This is a genomic window from Micromonospora sp. WMMD1076 (assembly GCF_029581475.1).
GTDB lineage: Bacteria > Actinomycetota > Actinomycetes > Mycobacteriales > Micromonosporaceae > Micromonospora > Micromonospora aurantiaca.
The window spans coordinates 5,152,374-5,170,997 of sequence record NZ_CP120862.1 but is presented as its reverse complement, the minus strand read 5'-3'; the positions used below and the strand labels follow the sequence as shown (position 1 = coordinate 5,170,997).

Sequence of the window (18,624 nt, the reverse complement as noted above, 5' to 3'; positions counted from 1 at the left end):
GTAGTGACTAAGCTCTTTCGATCATGACTCCAGTTGGTGGCTGGAAAATCAGCCGCTGACCGGCGGTGTGCACCTCGCCGAGCGACGCCGGCCACAAGCCGGCCGGCTTCCCGGCCGGTCCAGCTCACGACCGTCCGGTCGGTGCACACGGCACGCCCGACTCTCGCGGCCGAGCGGCCGCATCAGGACCGGGAGCCCACGCCTGCGGCCGCGTTCCCCGCTGTTCGTGGCCGTGGCGCACCGGTTTCAGCGCCACCTCGAGGCCCGTATCGGGCCAGCATGTCAGGAGATTAGATGCAGGTGCCCATCCAGGTACAGGTGTTCGCACACGACGGGGTGGTCCTGGCCCGACCGCCCGACCCGTCGGCCACCGCCGACAGCCCCTATCTCGCCGGTGCGGGCGCCGCTCTCCACAACGGCCTGGACATGATCACGGGTCTGCACCTGACCCTTCCGCACCAGTCGGCGGCCATCTGCAGCACCGGCTCCAGCGCGGACAAGTCGCTGCGTCTGCTCAGCCGGAGTGGTCTGAAGACGCCCAGCGACCTGCGGGAGTTCCGTTCCGGCGCGCAGGCGGTGCGGTACGCGCGGGAAGCCGTCGAGCGGGGCGAGACGCTGGAGTTCCAGTTTCCTCCGCATGACCCGCTGCTGCGGGCCGCCCGCGCCCGGGTGCCCGCGGATCTGGTCGCCCGCCTCAACAACAAGACCGTGCTGGAGACTCTGGTCGCGCCGGAGTACCTGCCCCGCCGGCAGGTCGCCACCCCCGCCGAGGTGCGCCGGATCGTGGCGCGGGACCGCCGGCCGGCGGTCATCAAACCGGCCGGGGTCGAGGTGTCCAGCGGAATTGCGATCTTCACCCGTCGGTTGCGGGACCGGCGGAACCGTTCCCTGTTCAACCAGTTGGAACAGGTGAGCGAGCAGTGGATCGTCGAGGAGGAGGTGCCCTTCCAGACGATCTGGGGTATCCAGTTCGGCGTGACCGACAGCGGATCGGTGCACTACTTCGGATCGTCGGTACACCTGCCGCAGCCCACCTCGACGTGGGTCGGTTGTGTGATGGACGACGACCAGCCCCCGGAGGAGCTGGTCGAAGCGCTGACCGTAGGGGTCCGGAAGGCCAGTGCGCTCGGGTACCGGGGCTACTGCTCCTTCGACGCCGGGATCGGCCGCGACGGCGCCCTGCGGGTCATCGACCCGAACTTCCGGGTCAGCGGGGCCACCACCTCGCTGCTGCACCGCAGCTCGCTGCTGGGCCGGCATCCGTGCGCCATGACCACGTTCTTCTCACTGGCCCCCGGCGTCGACGCCGAGCCGATCCTCGCGCCGTTCATCGACCGGGGGCAGTTCGTCGTGTTCATGCACCACGACCCGGCGGAGACGGACAACGGCCCGCTGCCGGCGACCATCGTCGGCATGGTCGGGGCCGCGGACCGGTACGCCTGCGGCGTGCTGGTGGCGCAGATCCAGCGGGCCCTGGGCACCTGACGCGCCGGTCCGGGCCCGCTCGGCTCCGGCGGCTCGTGATCCGTTCGCCGGCCCGGCCGCCCCCGCGGCGCCGGCCGGCGAACGGGCACCCGGCGGTGTCGGCCTCACATGCCGGAAAGTGCGGTACGCACAGCGACCTCGGGGACGCGGGCGACCAGTTCGACTCCGCCCGGTCCGTCCAGGACGAAGGACAGGCCCGAGGTTGCTTTCTTGTCCCGGCGCATCAGCGTGATCAGCTCGTCGTGGTCGACGCCGCCGGGCAGCCTGGTGTCGAGCCCGTAGCCCGCCACCACGTCGTGGTGCTCGGCCACCCGGTCGGCCGGTATCCGGCCGAGGACGCCGGCCAGCCGGCCCGCGAAGACCGTGCCGACGCCGACCGCCTCACCGTGGCGCAGGCCGAAGTCGGTGGCCCGCTCCAACGCGTGCCCGAGCGTGTGGCCGTAGTTGAGGATGTGCCGCAGGCCGGAGTCCCGCTCGTCCGCGGCCACCACCCGGGCCTTCAACGCCACCGACGCGGCGATCTGCTCCGCCACCGGCCGGTCACGCAGATCACCGGCGCCGATGAAGTGCGCCCGGGCGATCTCCCCGTACCCGTTGCGCCACTCCCGCTGCGGCAGCGTCCCCAGGTGCTCGGTGTCGCAGAGCACCGCCCGGGGCTGCCAGTACACGCCCACGAGGTTCTTGCCCTCCGGCAGGTTGACGGCGGTCTTCCCACCGACGCTGGCGTCCACCTGGGCCAGCAGCGAGGTCGGCAGGTGGATCACCGGTACGCCCCGGTGGTAGAGGCCGGCGGCCAGCCCGACCACGTCCGTGGTGGTGCCGCCGCCGCAGGAGACCACGGCGTCCGTCCGGGTCAGCCCGAACTCGGCGAACGCCCGGCAGAGCTGTTCCACAGTGGTCAGGTTCTTGTCGTGCTCGCCGTCGCGGGCCGGCACCACCCGGTGCGGCACGCCCGGGTCGGGTGTCCACTTCGGTGGCCGGGCCGAGACCACCACGACCCGCTGGGCGCCGATCCGCGCCACCTCCGCCGGGAGCCGGTGGCGCACGCCGGGACCGATCAGCACCGGGTACGACCGTTCCCCGAGTGCCACCTCGACGCGGGCCGGCTCGCTGGCGGGACGGTCAGGTACCGGCGCGTGCATGTGGTTGCTGCCTCCTCTGCGGAACGCGGGCCGGCGCGGTCGCTGCCGGGCTGCCCCGCACCATCGACAGGCGCAGCGCCAGCGCGGCCAGCGAGTCGACCTCCGGCCGGATGCCCCACCGGTCGTGGGTGAGCTGCGCGTGGTGCGCCAGCAGGAACCCGGGAGGCGCCGTCGGGTGGTCGTGGCCCACCACGTCGGTCACCCGGTCCAGGTAGCGCTGCCACGCCACTGCCACGTCCCCGCCCAGCGGTAGGTCACCGGCCGACAGGACGATCTTCTCCGCCCCGGCGTCGGCCTGCGCGGCCAGGTCCCGCCGCTGCGCGCCGGTGAGCCGCTGGCTGCGTTCCTGCCAGTGCAGGAACAGGAACGCCAGGCGGTCGGCCGCCGGCATCAGCCCGGTCAGGTGCCGCAGGTGCGCCACGGCCAGCGGCAGCTCGCCGCCGGCCAGCCAGGGCACGTCGCCGCCGAGCAGGGTGAGGGCCAGCTCGCTGCCCGCGAACGCGAGCGGGCCGCCCCGGGCGGGGTCGCGCACGACGCGCCGGTCCCCGGCGAGGGACGTCCCCGGGTCGTACGCGAGCAGTCCCGCCCGTACCGTGTCGAGCGCGGCGGGGGCGGCATGGAAGCCGAGGCTCAGCCGCCCGGCGGGGGAGTCCTCCGGGTCGAAGAACCAGTCCATTCCGGGATCGGCCCGGCGGGCGGCGGCGACCAGCCCGGTCAGGACGGTGCCGACCAGCTCGGTCAGCCGCGTGCCCGGGCAGCCGCCGGCCGGTACGGCCGAACGGGCGAACAACCAGCAGCGTTCCAACGACGGCACCTCGGCTGACGGGCGGGTGGAGCACGGGATTCGACGGTCCGCGGGGGTCGCCCCATCATCGGCCCGCGGGCCCGTTCCACCACCCGATCGGCGCTCCGAACTGGGGACGACTTAGGGGGTGACAGGGGTAGGACACCGGCAGGGTGCTCGGAAGACTTGGGCCGCTACGGCGAGCGAGGTCTACGCCGCGGATGAGGAGTCTCGCCGACGGATGGATGTGGTGACATGCTTCGGAGCGACCTGATCCAGCCGTTGTCCGATCTGATCGAGGCGCACGCCGCCAGGTCGGGGAACAAGGTCGCATTCCGCGACGACCGCCGGGCGGTCGGATACGCCGATCTGGCGGCGCGGACCCGTCGGCTGGCCGGTCACCTGGCGGCGGCCGGGGTCGCCCGGGGCGACCGGGTGGCCTTCTGCCTCGGCAACCGCGTGGAGACGGTGGAGACCTGGCTGGCCGTCACGCGGGCCGCCGCGGTCGGCGTGCCGGTGAATCCGCACAGCACCGACGCGGAACTGGCCCATCTGCTGGACGACTCCGGCGCGGTGCTGGTGGTCACCGACCCGCGTCACCTCGACCAGATGCTGCGGCTGCGTACCGGCCGGCCAGCCCTGCGGATCGTGGTCACCGGGGACAACCCGGTTCCGGACGGGGTCGTCGCCTGGCGCGACCTGGTCGACACCGAGCCGTCCGTGGGGGCCCGCGACGACCTGGGCCTCGACGAGGTGGCCTGGATGCTCTACACCTCCGGCACCACCGGCCGGCCCAAGGGCGTGCTTTCCACCCAGCGCACCTGCCTCTGGTCAGTCGCCGCCTGCTACGTGCCGATCCCCGGGCTGACCGCCGCCGACCGGGTGGTCTGGCCACTGCCGCTGTTCCACAGCCTCTCCCACATCGGGTGCGTGCTCAGCGTGACGGCTGTCGGGGCCACGGCCCGGCTCATCGACGGCTTCTCCGCCGACGACGTGCTGCGCGCGGTCGACGAGGACGAGGCCACAGTGCTCGCCGGTGTGCCGGCCATGTACCACCACCTGGTCACCGCCGCCCGGGAGACCGGCTTCCGCGCCCCGGCCCTGCGGGTCTGCCTGGTCGGCGGGGCGATCACCACCGGCGCGCTGCGGCGGGCGTTCGACGAGGTCTTCGACGCGCCGCTGCTCGACGCGTACGGCAGCACGGAGACCTGCGGCTCGATCGCCGTCACCCGGCCGGAGCAGCCCCGGGTCGAGGGCTCCTGCGGGCGCGCGGTGCCCGGCGTCGAGGTGCGCCTGGTCAGCCCGCAGACGGGTCTGGACGTGCCGACCGGCGCCGAGGGGGAGGTCTGGGTCAGCGGTCCGAGCGTCATGCTCGGCTACCACGGCCTGCCGGAGGTCACCGCCGCCGCCCTGCGCGACGGCTGGTACCGCACCGGTGACCTGGCCCGCCGCGACGCCGACGGCAACATCTTCGTCACCGGCCGCCACCAGGAGCTGATCATCCGGGGCGGGGAGAAGATCCACCCGGGTGAGGTGGAGGAGGTGCTGCGCGCGGTGCCCGGCGTCGCCGACGTGGCGGTGACCGGCCGGCCGCACGAGGTGCTCGGCGAGGTGCCGGTGGCGTTCGTGGTGCCGGGGCCGGAGGGCTTCGACCCCCGTGCCGGGTACGCGGCCTGCCGGGAGAGGCTCAGCTACCACAAGGTCCCCGAGGCGCTGTACGAGATCGGGCAGGTGCCCCGCACCGCGTCCGGCAAGGTCACCCGCCGGCTCCTGCTCGACGGGTCGGCCCGGCTGCGGGCGGTCAACGGCAGCCACCACGAGGCGCTCAGCCTGCTCGCCTGGCGACCGCTGGACCTGGCCGCCGTACCGCCGGTGGCGGCGCCCGTCCCGGCGGCCGCGCAGGACGCCGCCGCCCCGGCCCGCCGCTGGGCGCTCGCCGGCGCCGGGAGCGGGTCGCTGGTGGAGCCGCTGCGCGCGGCGTCGCCGGGGGAGCGGTTCCGGGCCCACCGGGATCTGGCCACCCTGCGTGAGACTCCCGACGAGCCCGACGTGACGGTGCTGCTGGCCGGGCCGGCCGACTCCGACGCGGCGGACCTCGCCGACCGGTTGCGTGGCTGGCTCGACGACGACCGCTTCGCCGGCACCCGGTTGATGCTGCTGACCGGCCCGGCCGGCGACGCGGCCAACGGCCCCGGCACGAGCGGTGCCGGCAGCGCGGGCGACGCCCCCGCGCAAGACGCCGCCGCAGGCGAGGCCACTGCGGGAGACGTCGCCGGGGGAGCCGCCACTGGGGGCGACGCCGCCGGGTGGGCCGGGCCAGATCCGGCGGCCGGCGCCGTCTGGGCGGTCGGGCGCAGCCTGCAGGCCGCGTACCCGGACCGGATCGTGCTGGTCGACCACGACGCCGCGGACCGCTCGCTCGCCCTGCTGCCCGCCGTCGTGGACGCCGGCGCCGCGCAGGTCGCCCTGCGGGCCGGGGCGGCCCGGCACGCGGCCCTCGTGCCCGCCCCGGCGACCGTGCCGGGACGGCCGGTGACCGTGGCCGACCCGGAGCGCCCCGTCCTGGTCACCGGCGCCGACGGACCGACCGGCGCCGCGCTGGCCCGGCACCTCGTCGCCGCGCACCGCGCCCGCCGGCTGCGGCTGCTGCACGCTGGCGCGACGCCCGCCCCGGCCCTGGCGGACCTGACCGCCGAACTCACCGCTGCCGGTGCGGAAGCCGTTCCGCTGCCCGCCGAGCGGGCGGGCGACGAGGCGTTCGGCGCCGTCTTCCTCTGCCCGTGCGACGACGACCTGGCCGACGCCGAGGCCGCAGCCCGGCTGCTCGGCCTCGCCGCTGCGCTGGACGCCGCGAGCCGGCACCCGGGGGCCGCGTTCACCGTCCTCGCGCCGTCCGCCCTCCTGCTGGGCGCCGCGGGCCGGGAACGGGCCGCCTCGACCGTCGGCGCCCTGCACGCCCTGGCCGCCCGCCGCCGGGCCGCCGGTCACCCGGCCCGGCTCGTCGGCACGACCGCGCCCGCCGAGCGCGGGCCGGCGGCGACCGGACCCGCGGCGGGCACCGCGTCGGCGGCCGTCCGTGCCGACCTCGCCGCGTTCGACGTGGCCCACGACGGCGCCGACCTGGTCGTGCTCGCCCACCCGGCGGGCCACGCCGACGCCGCGCACCCCGCCTGGCGCGGGCCCGTGGCCGAGCCCGGCGACGCCACGGACGACCGGGACGCCGCCGAGCTGCGCCGCCGGCTGGCCGGGCTCACCACCGCCGAGGGGGACCGGCTCCTGCTCGACCTGGTCCGCGCCGCCACCGCGCAGGTGGCCGGGCTGCCCGGCCCGGCCGCGGTCCGCCCCGGCCGCGCCTTCAAGGAACTCGGCTTCACCTCGGTCGCGGCGGTTGCGTTGCGCGACCTGCTGGCCCGGGCCACCGGGGTACGGCTCTCCGCCACGGCCGCGTTCGACCGGCCCAGCCCGCAGGCCCTCGCCCGGCACCTCGCCGCCCGCCTGCGCGGTGCCGCCGCGCAGGCCGCTCCCACGACGGACCCGGCGGTGGTGCCGACCACCGGGGGCGACCCGGTGGTCGTCGTCGCCATGGCCTGCCGGCTCCCCGGCGGCGTCGCCTCCCCCGAGGAACTGTGGGAGCTGGTCGACCAGGGCCGGGAAGGGCTCACGGAGTTCCCCACGGACCGGGGCTGGGACCTGGCGAACCTGTTCTCCGACGACCCCGACCGCCCCGGCACCTCGTACGCCCGGGTGGGCGGCTTCCTCACCGGCGCCGCGGACTTCGACGCCACCCTGTTCGCGATCAGCCCGCGCGAGGCGCTCGCCATGGACCCGCAGCAGCGGTTGCTGCTGGAGACGTCCTGGGAGCTGTTCGAGCGGGCCGGCATCGACCCCACCTCGCTGCGCGGCAGCGCCACGGGCGTCTTCACCGGCGTCATGCACCACGACTACGCCGCGAACCTGCGCCAGGCGCCGCCCGGCACCGAGGGCTACCTCGGCGTCGGCACCGCCGGCAGCGTCGTCTCCGGCCGGGTCGCGTACGCGCTGGGGCTGGAGGGGCCGGCTGTCACCGTCGACACGGCGTGCTCGTCGTCGCTGGTGGCGCTGCACCTGGCCGCCCAGGCGCTACGCGCCGGGGACTGCTCGCTCGCCGTGGCCGGCGGCGTGGCGGTGATGGGCACCCCGCAGGCGTTCGTGGAGTTCAGCCGGCAGCGCGGGCTCGCCCCGGACGGCCGGTGCAAGGCGTTCGCCGACGGCGCCGACGGCACCGGCTGGTCCGAGGGCGTCGCCGTGCTGCTGCTGGAACGGCTCTCCGACGCCCGCCGGCACGGGCACCCCGTCCTCGCCGTGCTGCGCGGCTCCGCCGTCAACTCCGACGGCGCGTCCAACGGGCTGACCGCCCCCAACGGGCCCGCCCAGGAGCGGGTCATCCGCCGGGCGCTGGACGCGGCCGGGCTCGCCACCGCCGACGTGGACGCCGTCGAGGCGCACGGCACCGGCACGTCCCTCGGCGACCCGATCGAGGCGCAGGCGCTGCTCGCCACGTACGGGGTGGGCCGCGGTGACGCCGAACCGCTGCGGCTGGGCTCGCTGAAGTCCAACCTCGGCCACACCCAGGCCGCCGCCGGGGCCGCCGGGGTGATCAAGATGGTGCTCGCGATGCGGCACGGGACACTGCCGCGCACCCTGCACGTGGACGCCCCGACGTCCGAGGTGGACTGGTCCGCCGGCGCGGTCGAGGTGCTCACCAAGGCCCGCCCGTGGCCCGACGTACGCCGGCCCCGCCGGGCCGGCGTCTCGTCGTTCGGCATCAGCGGCACCAACGCCCACGTCATCGTCGAGGCCCCCGCCGACCCGCCGACCGCCGCCGGGGACGCCGCCCGGCAGTCGCCGCCCGCCACCGCGGCAGCGCGGCCGTCGACCGGCACCGCTCGGCCGCCCGTACCGTGGCTGCTCGCGGCTGCCTCCGGCGAGGCGCTGCGTGACCAGGCGGCCCGCCTGCTGGCCTGGCTCGACGGGCCGGGGGCGCACGCCGACCCGGCCGACGCCGGGCACGCCCTCGCCACCACCCGCGCCGCTCTCGAACACCGGGCCGTGGTGCTGGTGGGCGACGCGGAGTCCGCCCGGACGGGGCTCGGCGCGCTGGCCCGCGGCGGACCGGACCCGGACCTGCCGGGCGTGCTGACCGGCCGGGTCGTCGACGGCCGACTCGGCCTGCTCTTCGGTGGGCAGGGCGGCCAGCGCGCCGGCATGGGCCACGAGCTGCACGCGGCGTACCCCGTCTTCGCGGCCGCCTTCGACGCGGCCTGCGCCGAACTCGACCGCTGCCTCGCCGGCCACGCCCCGCTCCCCGTCGCGGACGTCGTCCTCGCGGCCGAGGGCACCGCAGCGGCCGAACTGCTCGACGAGACCCTGTACACCCAGCCGGGCCTGTTCGCCTTCGAGGTGGCGCTCCACCGCCTCCTGGAGCACTGGGGGATCCGCCCCGACGCGGTGCTCGGCCACTCCGTCGGCGAGCTTGCCGCCGCGCACGTGGCCGGGGTGTTCTCCCTCGCCGACGCGGCGGCGCTGGTCGCCGCCCGCGCCCGGCTGATGCAGCAGCTGCCCGCCGGTGGTGCGATGGTCGCCGTCGAGGCCGACGAGGCCGAGGTCGCCGCACACCTGACCGACCGGGTGGGCCTCGCCGCCGTCAACGGCCCCACCAGCGTCGTCCTATCCGGCGACACCGACGCGGTGCTGGCCGTCGCGGACACGCTGCGCGCGGCCGGGCGCCGCACCAGCCGGCTGCGGGTGTCGCACGCGTTCCACTCGCCGCGCATGGACCCGATGCTCGACGAGTTCCGCGCGGTCGCGGCCGGCCTCACGTACCGCACCCCGCACCTGCCGGTGGTGTCCAACCTGACCGGCCACCCCGTCGACCCGGCGCGGCTCTGCTCGCCCGAGCACTGGGTGGCGCACGTGCGGGGCACCGTCCGCTTCCACGACGGGGTACGGGCCCTGCACGGGCAGGGCGTCACCACCTTCCTGGAGATCGGCCCGGCCGGTGTGCTCACCGCGATGGCCCAGGACTGCCTCGTCGCCGAGACCGACGAACTGGCCTTCGTCCCCGCCGTACGGGGCACCGCAGGAGAGGCCGAGGCGCTGCTCGCCGCCGTGGCGCGGCTGCACGTGCGGGGCGTCGCGGTGGACCGTGCCGCCCTCGCCGGCCCCGGCCCGCACCGCCGCGTCGACCTGCCCACGTACGCCTTCCAGCGCCGGCACTACTGGCTGCCCGCTCCCACCGGCTCCGGCGGTCCCGTCGGCGCCGGACTGGCCGACGCAGGGCATCCGCTGCTCGGCGGCCTGCTGGCGGTCGCCGGCACCGGGCAGGTGGTCTGCACCGGGCAGATCGCCACGGCCACCACGCCGTGGCTGGCCGCGCCCGGCGACGGCACGGCGCCGCTGCTGCCCGCCACCGCCCTGCTGGACATGCTCACCCACCTCGGCGACCAGCTCGGCGCCCCGAGCGTGCGGCGGCTGCGCGTGCCCGAGCCGGTTCCGCTGCCCGCCGAGGCGACCCTCGAGGTGCAGATCGACGTGGGCGCGCCGGACGAGCACGGACGCCGGGTGGCGCAGTGTCACGTCCGGGCCGGCGAGGGGCTGCCCTGGCGGGAGGTCGCCGAGGCGGTGCTCGCACCCGTCGACCCGGAGAGCGGCCGGGGCGCCCTCGCCCCCGTCTGGCCACCTGCCGGGGCCCGGCAGGTGGACCTGAGCGCCCCGCCGCACCGCGCGCTGGCCGGGGAACTGGCCCGCGCCGCGTGGGTCGCCGCCGACCGGCTCTACGTCGACGTACGCCTGCCCGACGACGCCCGCGACCCGGACGCCGAGCGGTACGGCGTGCACCCGCTGGTGCTGGACGCGGCCCTGCGCCTGCTCCCGCTCGCCGGCTTCGCGTCGGTCGCCGACGCCGGGCCCACCGCCCGGCTGCTGCCCACCGAGTGGGCGGGCGTGCGCCGCCACGCCGTCGGGGCGCACGCGCTGCGCGTCTGCCTGGCCCCCGCCGGGGCGGACGCGGTGACGCTGAGCGCCGTCGACGACGCGGGCGGGCCCGTGCTCGACGCCGACCGGGTGGTGCTGCGGCCGGTGGACCTGCCGTCCGCCGACCCGCCGGCACCGGCGGCCACCCCCGCCGGGCTGTACGCCGTCGACTGGCTGCCCGCCGCGTTCCCGGCGACCCCGGCGCCCTCCTGGACGCTCGCCGACGGCACGCCGCCGGACGGGCCGCTGCCGCCGCTGCTGGTGCTGCGGGTCGGCGACGGGGAGCCGGGCCGGCCGGTGCCCGACCGGGCGCACGCCGTCGGCCTCGCCGTGCTCGACGTGCTCCAGACCTGGCTGGCCGACCCCCGCGCGGAGACCACCCGCCTGGCCCTCGCCGTGCGCGACGGCGACCCGGTGCACGCCCCCGTGGCCGGGCTGCTCCGCGTCGCCCAGGCCGAGCAGCCCGACCGTTTCCTCCTGCTCAGCCTCGACACCACCGACGACGCCGCCATCCGTTCGGCGCTGGCCGCCGCCGCCGACGAACCCGAGGTGGCCGTCCGCGACGGCCGCGCGCTGCTGCCCCGCCTCCGCCCCGTCGAGCGGCCCCCGGCCGGCGCGCCGCTCGCGGCCCTGGCCGGCGGCACCGTGCTCCTCACCGGCGGCACCGGCGGGATCGGCCGGCACGTCGCCACCCACCTCGCCACCGCGCACGGCGTCACCGAACTGGTGCTGGTCAGCCGCAGCGGCCGGGCCGGCGACTGGACGACCGCGCTGACCGACGCCGGCGTCACAGTGCGGGTGGTCGCGGCCGACGTCGCCGACCGGGCGGCGCTCGCCGAGGTCGTCGCCCCGCTGGCCGACCGGCTCGTCGCCGTCGTGCACGCCGCCGGGGCCACCGACGACGCCCTGCTCACCGACCTCGACCCGACCCGCTGGGCCCGGACCCTGCGCGCCAAGGTGCACGGCGCCTGGCACCTGCACGAGCTCACCGCCGGCCTCGACCTGGCCGCGTTCGTGCTCTTCTCCTCGGCCGCCGCCACCTTCGGCAGCCCCGGCCAGGGCAACTACGCGGCCGGCAACGCGTTCCTCGACGCGCTCGCCGCGCACCGCCGCGCCCAGGGCCGGCCGGCGAGCGCCCTGGCCTGGGGGCTGTGGGCCGCCGAGGACGGGATGGCCGGCCGGCTCAGCCCCGCCGACCTGGCCCGGCTCGCCCGCGGCGGCACCCGCCCCCTCGACACGGCCGCCGGGCTGGCGCTGTTCGACGCCGCCCTGCACGTGGACCGGCCGGCGCTCGTGCCGATCGGGCTCGACCTGGCCGCCGTACGGACCTCCGGCGAGGTGCCCGCCCTGCTGCGGGCGTTGCTGCCCCCGCCGCCCCGCCGGGCGGTCAACGCCGCCTCCACGCCCGCCTCCGCGAAGGGCTTCGCCGACCGGCTGGCCGAACTCGCCGAGCCCGAGCGTGCCGAACTGCTGCTGGACCTCGTACGCGCCCGGTGCGCCACAGTGGTCGGGCACACCGGCCCCGAGCAGGTCGAGCCGCGCCGCCCGTTCAAGGACCTCGGCTTCGACTCGCTGATGGCCGTCGAGCTGAGCAACCGGCTCACCGCCGTCACCGGGGTCCGGCTCGCCCCGCATGCCGTGTTCAACCACCCCACCCCCGAGTTGCTCGCCGCGCACCTGCACGCCCGGCTGCTCGGCACCGCCGCCACCGAGGTAGCCGACGCGAGCACCGTCGCCCTGGACGAGCCGGTCGCCATCGTCGCGATGGCCTGCCGCTTCCCCGGCGGGGTCGGCTCCCCGGAGGAGCTGTGGCGGCTGCTCGACGCGGGCGACGACGTCATCGGCGACCTGCCCGACGACCGGGGCTGGCCGCTGGCCGACCTCCACGACCCGGTGCCCGGCACGCCCGGCCGGACGTACGTGCGCTCCGGCGGGTTCCTCACCGGCATCGCCGACTTCGACGCCGAGTTCTTCGGCATCAGCCCCCGCGAGGCCCTCGCCATGGATCCGCAGCACCGGCTGCTGCTGGAGACCTCCTGGGAGGCGCTGGAACGCGGTGGCATCGACCCGGCCACCCTGCGGGGCAGCCGCACCGGCGTCTTCGCCGGCACCCACGGGCAGGACTACGCCGACCGGGTCGCCCCCGGTGTCGTCTCCGACGACGGCGAGGTCACCGCCGACGAGGGACACCTGCTGACCGGCACCGCCGGCAGCGTCCTCTCCGGCCGGGTCGCGTACGCGCTCGGGCTGGAAGGACCAGCTGTCACCGTCGACACCGCCTGCTCGGCGTCGCTGGTGGCGCTGCACCTGGCCGTCCAGGCGCTGCGCCAGGGCGACTGCGACCTGGCGCTGGCCGGTGGGGTGTCAGTGATGTCCACCCCAGCCGGGCTGACCGGCTTCAGCCGCCAGCGCGGTCTCGCCGCCGACGGGCGGTGCAAGGCGTTCGCCGAGGACGCCGACGGCTTCGGCATGTCCGAGGGCGTCGGGATGCTGGTGGTGGAGCGGCTCTCCGAGGCCCGCCGCCGGGGCCACCCCGTGCTGGCCGTCGTGCGCGGCTCGGCGGTCAACTCCGACGGCGCATCGAACGGGCTGACCGCCCCGAACGGGCCGTCGCAGGAACGGGTCATCAAGGCCGCGCTCGCCGCCGCCGGGCTGAGTGCCGCCGACGTGGACGTGGTGGAGGCGCACGGCACCGGTACGTCGCTCGGCGACCCCATCGAGGCGGAGGCGATCCTCGCCACGTACGGGCAGCGCCCGGCCGGCGCCGCGCCGGTGCTGCTCGGCTCGGTCAAGTCCAACCTTGGGCACACCCAGGCCGCGGCCGGCGTCGCCGGCGTGCTCAAGATGGTCCTCGCCATGCGGCACCGGCGGCTGCCCCGCACCCTGCACGCCGGGCGCCGCAGCTCGCGGATCGACTGGGACTCGGGAGCGGTGCAGCTGCTCACCGAGGCCCGGCCGTGGCCGGCGGCGGACCGGCCGGTGCGCGCCGGCGTCTCGTCGTTCGGCATCAGCGGCACCAACGCCCACGTGATCGTCGAGTCGGTCGCCGAGGCGCCGCCGGAGGCCGCCGAATCCGAGCCGCCGCAGGAGCGCGCGCTGCCGTGGCTGCTGTCGGCGCGTACCCCGCAGGCGCTCGCCGGCCAGGCGCGGCGGCTGCGGGAGCACCTCGCCGCCCGGCCCGACCAGCGGCCCCTCGACGTGGCGTGGTCGCTGGCCACCAGCCGGGGCACCTTCGACTCCCGGGCGGTGCTGGTCGCCGCGTCCGCGCAGCGGGTCGCCGACGCCCTCGACGCGCTCGTCGAGGGCCGGCCCGACCCGGCGGTCACGCGCGGCGAGGCGCGTCCCACCGGCCGGTGCGTCTTCGTCTTCCCCGGGCAGGGCTCCCAGTGGCTCGGCATGGGATTGGACCTGCTCGACCAGGCCCCCGTGTTCGCCGAACGCATGGCGGCCTGCGACGCGGCGCTGCGGCCGTACCTGGACTGGTCGCTGCTGGACGTGCTGCGCCAGGCGCCGGGCGCGCCCGGCCTCGACGAGGTCGACGTCGTGCAGCCCGCCCTGTTCGCGATGATGGTGTCGCTGGCCGAGCTGTGGCGCTCGTACGGTGTGCAGCCGGCCGCCGTGGTCGGCCACTCCCAGGGCGAGATCGCCGCCGCCTGCGTCGCCGGGGTGCTCTCCCTGCCCGACGCGGCCCGGGTGGTGGCGCTGCGCAGCCGCGCGCTACGGGCTCTGGCCGGGCACGGGGCGATGGCCTCCGTCGCGCTGCCCGCCGACACGGTCCGTGACCGGATCGCCCGCTTCGGTGAGCGGATCTCGGTCGCCGCCGTGAACGGGCCGGCCGCCGTCGTGGTCTCCGGCGAGCCGGAGGCGGTCGAGGAGCTGCTCGCCGAGCTGGCCGGCGAGCAGGCCCGGGTGCGGCGCATCGCCGTCGACTACGCCTCCCACTCCGCCCAGGTGGAACGCATCCGCGACGAGCTGGCCGAGGTGCTGGCCGGCATCGCCCCCGGCCCGGCCGCCGTGCCGCTGTTCTCCACCACCGAACTGCGCTGGCTCGACGGCGAGGAGATGGGGCCCGACTACTGGTACCGCAACCTGCGCCGGCCCGTCGAGCTGGAACGGGCGATCCGCGCGCTGGCCGCCGAGGGCCACGACACGTACGTCGAGTGCAGCCCGCACCCGGTGCTCACCGTCGGCGTGGAGGAGACCCTCGCCGACCACGACGGCGATGCCGTGGTGGTCGGCTCGGTGCAACGCGACCAGGGCGGCCGGGAGCGGTTCCTGCTCTCCCTGGCCCAGCTCCACGTGTCCGGGGTCGCGGTGGACTGGCGGCCCGCGCTGGCCGGCGGCCGGCGCGTCGACCTGCCCACGTACGCGTTCGCCCACCGCCGCTACTGGCCCCGGCCGGTCTCCGGACCCGGCGACGTCGGCGCCGCCGGTCTGGACGCCGCCGGTCATCCGCTGCTCGGCGCGTCGGTCGTGCTGGCCGAGACGAGGGGCCACCTGTTCACCGGGCGGCTGTCGGCCGACGCGCAGCCGTGGCTGGCCGATCACCGGGTCACCGGCAGCGTACTGGTGCCCGGCACCGGCCTGGTGGAGTTCTGCCTGCGCGCCGGCGACGAGGTCGGCCACCCGTTCCTCGACGAGCTGGTCATCGAGGCCCCGCTGACCCTGCCCGCCGACGGCGCGACGCAGGTGCAGGTGGCGGTCGGCGCGGGCGCCGGCGACGGATGCCGCCCGGTGACCGTGCACTCCCGGCCCGCCGACGCGCCGGCGGGACAGCCGTGGACCCGGCACGCCAGCGCCACCCTCCGCGCCGACCAGCCCGCGGTGTCGCCGCAGCTCACCGCCTGGCCGCCGCCCGACACCCGGCCCGTCGACCTGACCGGCTTCTACGCCGGCCTGGAAGCCGACGGGTACGCGTACGGGCCGGCGTTCCAGGGCCTGCGCGCGGTGTGGACCAGCGGCGACGAGGTCTACGCCGAGGTGGAGCTGCCGGCGGCCCAGCGGGTCGACGCCGACCGGTACGGCCTGCACCCCGCCCTGTTCGACGCCGCCCTGCACGCCGCGCACTTCGGCGGCCTCGCCGGGGCCGGGGCCGGCCGGCTCCTGCTGCCGTTCGCCTGGAACGGCGTCAGCCTGCACGCCACCGGGGCGACCGCCCTGCGGGTACGGCTGACCCGGGTCGGGCCGCACGCCATCGCGCTGACCGTCGCCGATCCGACCGGCGCCCCGGTGGCCGAGGTGGCCACCCTGACGATGCGCCCGATCTCCACCACCGAGCTGGCCGTCACCGACGACCGGGCCACCCGCGACGCCCTGTTCCGCGTCGACTGGACGCCGCTGCCGCCCGTCGACTCGGCCACCCCGGTCGACGCCGTGGCCGTCGCCCCCGGCCTGGACGGGTTCCCGCTGCACCACGGGCTGGACGGGCTCGCCGACGCGGTGGACGCCGGACTGGCCCTGCCCGGGGCGGTGCTCGTGCCGCTCGGCGCGGACCCCGCGCAGCCCACCCCCCGCGCGGCGCGCCACGCCGCCGTGCAGGCCCTCGACCTGGTCCGGCGCTGGCTCACCGAGCCCCGCTGGGCGGCGTCGCGGCTGCTGCTGGTGACCCGGGGCGCGGTGGCCGTGCACCACGCCGGTGAGGTGACCGACCCGGCCGCCGCGGCGGCGTGGGGCCTGGTGCGCTCCGCCCAGTCGGAGAACCCGGGCCAGATCGTCGTCGTCGACGTCGACGACGACGGGATCGGCCCCGACGAGGTGGCCGCCCTGCTGGCGGCGGACGAGCCGCAGGCCGCGATCCGGGTCGGCGCGGCGTACGTGCCGCGGCTGGCGCGGGCCGGGTCGGCCGGCGAGCTGCCCGCACCGCTCGCCGCCGCGTGGCGGCTGGACGCGCCGGTGCGCGGCAGCCTGGAGAACCTCACCCTGGTCGCCACCGACGCCGCCGACGCCGCGCTCGGCCCCCGCGAGGTCCGGGTCCGCGTCCGCGCCGCCGGCCTCAACTTCCGCGACGTGCTCAACGCGCTCGGCCTCTACCCGGGCGACGCGGGCCCGCTCGGCGGCGAGGGCGCCGGCGAGGTCGTCGAGGTGGGCGCCGAGGTGACCGACCTGCGCCCCGGCGACCGCGTCTTCGGGGTCTTCGTGGGCTGCTTCGGACCCGTCGCGGTCACCGACCGCCGCCTGCTGGCCCCGATGCCGGCCGGCTGGTCGTACGTCGAGGCCGCGTCCGTGCCGGTGGTCTTCCTGACCGCGTACCACGGGCTGGTCAACCTGGCCGGGCTCACCCGGGGCGAGTCGGTGCTGGTGCACGCGGCGGCCGGCGGCGTCGGCATGGCCGCCGTGCAGCTCGCCCGGCACCTCGGGGCCGAGGTGTACGCCACCGCCAGCCCCGCCAAGTGGGACGCCCTGCGCGCGCTCGGTCTCGACGAGGAACACCTGGCGTCGTCCCGGACCCTCGACTTCGAGACCCGCTTCACCGACGCCACCGGCGGCCGGGGCGTGGACGTCGTGCTGGACTCGCTGGCCCGCGAGTTCGTCGACGCCTCGCTGCGGCTGCTGCCGCGCGGCGGGCGGTTCGTCGAGATGGGCAAGACCGACATCCGCGACGCCGACCGCGTCGCCGTCGACCACCCGGGAGTGGCCTACACCGCCTTCGACCTGACCCTGCAGGAGCCCGACGAGGTGCAGCGCATGCTGGTCGTTCTGCTGGGGCTCTTCGAACGGGGGACGCTCACCCCGCTGCCCACCCAGGTGTGGGACGTCCGCCAGGCGCCGGAGGCGTTCCGGCACGTCAGCCAGGCCCGGCACGTCGGCAAGGTGGTGCTCACCATGCCCCGGGTGTGGAACCCCGACGGCACGGTGCTGCTGACCGGCGGCACCGGGACCCTGGGCCGGCTGGTCGCCCGGCGGCTGGTCGAGACGCACGGCGTACGGCGGCTGCTGCTGGTCAGCCGCCGCGGCGAGCGGGCCCCCGGCGCGACCGAGGCGCTCGACGAACTGCGGGCCCTGGGGGCCGAGGCCACGGTGGTGGCGGCCGACGTGTCCGACCGCGACAACCTCGCCGGGGTGCTGGCGGCGGTACCGGAGCGGCACCCGTTGACCGCCGTCGTGCACCTCGCCGGGGTGCTCGACGACGGGGTGGTCACCGCCCTCACCCCGCAGCGCGTCGACACGGTCTTCGCGCCGAAGCTCGACGCTGCGTGGCACCTGCACCAGCTCACCCGCCACCTCGACCTCGCCGGGTTCGTGCTCTTCTCCTCCGGCGCCGGAGTCTTCGGCGTACCCGGTCAGGCCAACTACGCGGCGGCCAACGCGTTCCTCGACGCGCTCGCCCTGGCCCGCCGTGCGGAAGGGCTGCCGGGCCGGTCGTTCGCCTGGGGGCTGTGGGAGCAGGCCAGCGAGATGACCGCCAAGCTGGACCGGACCGATCCCCGGATCACCGCCCGTGACGGGCAGCTCGCCATCCCGTCCGAGCTGGGGATGGCCCTGTTCGACGCGGGCCTGCGGCTGGCCGAGCCGGTGCTGGTGCCGACGAGGATCGACGTCGCCGCGCTCGGCGAGCGGGCCGAGCGGCCACCGGCCCTGCTGCGCGGGCTGCTGCGCCGGGAGCGGCCGACGGCGCGGGCGGCCACCCCGGCCGGCGGCGGGCGCACGCTCGCCGACGAGCTGGCGGCGCTGGACGGGCCCGAGCGCCACACCCTCGTGGTCGACCTGGTACGCGACCAGGCGGCGAGCGTGCTCGGGCACGGCAGCCGGGTGGCGGTGGCCCCGGGCCGGGCGTTCAGCCAGATCGGCTTCGACTCGCTGACCGCCGTCGAGTTGCGCAACCGGCTGACCACGGCCACCGGCCTGCGCCTGCCGGCCACGCTGATCTTCGACTACCCGGACCCGAACGAGCTGGCCACGTACCTGGTGTCCGAGCTGGCGCCGGACACCGGACCGGCGGCCCCGCCGGTCCTCGCGGACCTGGAGAACCTGGAGCGCTCGCTGACCGAGGCCACTGTGGAAGCGGAGCTGCACGACCAGATCGGGTCGCGCCTGGAGGTGCTGATCGCCAAGTGGCGGACGATGCGCGCCGGCACGGGCGGCGATCCCGACCTCGATCTCGAACTGGCCAGCGACGACGACCTGTTCGACCTCATCGACTCCGAACTCGGTATCTGATGGCCGTCCGGCCGCCCCGCACGCCACAAGCCGACCCCGTGTCCG

4 protein-coding genes are annotated in these 18,624 nt (G+C 76.8%); 2 read left to right on the top strand and 2 right to left on the bottom strand.

Annotated elements, in window-relative coordinates:
- Positions 1-294 precede the first annotated feature (294 nt).
- A complete protein-coding gene (locus O7622_RS23245) occupies positions 295-1,485 on the top strand; it encodes an ATP-grasp domain-containing protein (protein ID WP_282310321.1) in 1,191 nt (396 codons plus the stop codon).
- Positions 1,486-1,589: 104 nt separating this feature from the next.
- Here the strand turns inward: O7622_RS23245 and O7622_RS23240 are convergent, their stop codons facing one another.
- Complete coding sequence (locus tag O7622_RS23240) at positions 1,590-2,627, bottom strand: 3-dehydroquinate synthase family protein (protein WP_282310320.1); 1,038 nt, start codon at positions 2,625-2,627, stop codon at positions 1,590-1,592.
- On the bottom strand, positions 2,608-3,441 hold the full coding sequence (locus O7622_RS23235) for a hypothetical protein (RefSeq protein ID WP_282310319.1): 834 nt from the start codon (positions 3,439-3,441) through the stop codon (positions 2,608-2,610). Before O7622_RS23235 ends, O7622_RS23240 begins: the two co-directional genes overlap by 20 nt.
- Positions 3,442-3,666: 225 nt before the next feature.
- Between O7622_RS23235 and O7622_RS23230 the strand changes: the two genes are divergently transcribed.
- A complete protein-coding gene (locus tag O7622_RS23230) occupies positions 3,667-18,579 on the top strand; it encodes a type I polyketide synthase (RefSeq protein WP_282310318.1) in 14,913 nt (4,970 codons plus the stop codon).
- Positions 18,580-18,624: the final 45 nt, after the last annotated feature.

Excerpts from the sequence above, each read along its gene's own strand:
- O7622_RS23230 (WP_282310318.1), top strand. The coding sequence starts at position 3,667 with ATGCTTCGGAGCGACCTGATCCAGCCGTTGTCCGATCTGATCGAGGCG.
- O7622_RS23245 (WP_282310321.1), top strand. The coding sequence starts at position 295 with ATGCAGGTGCCCATCCAGGTACAGGTGTTCGCACACGACGGGGTGGTC.
- O7622_RS23240 (WP_282310320.1), bottom strand. The coding sequence starts at position 2,627 with ATGCACGCGCCGGTACCTGACCGTCCCGCCAGCGAGCCGGCCCGCGTC.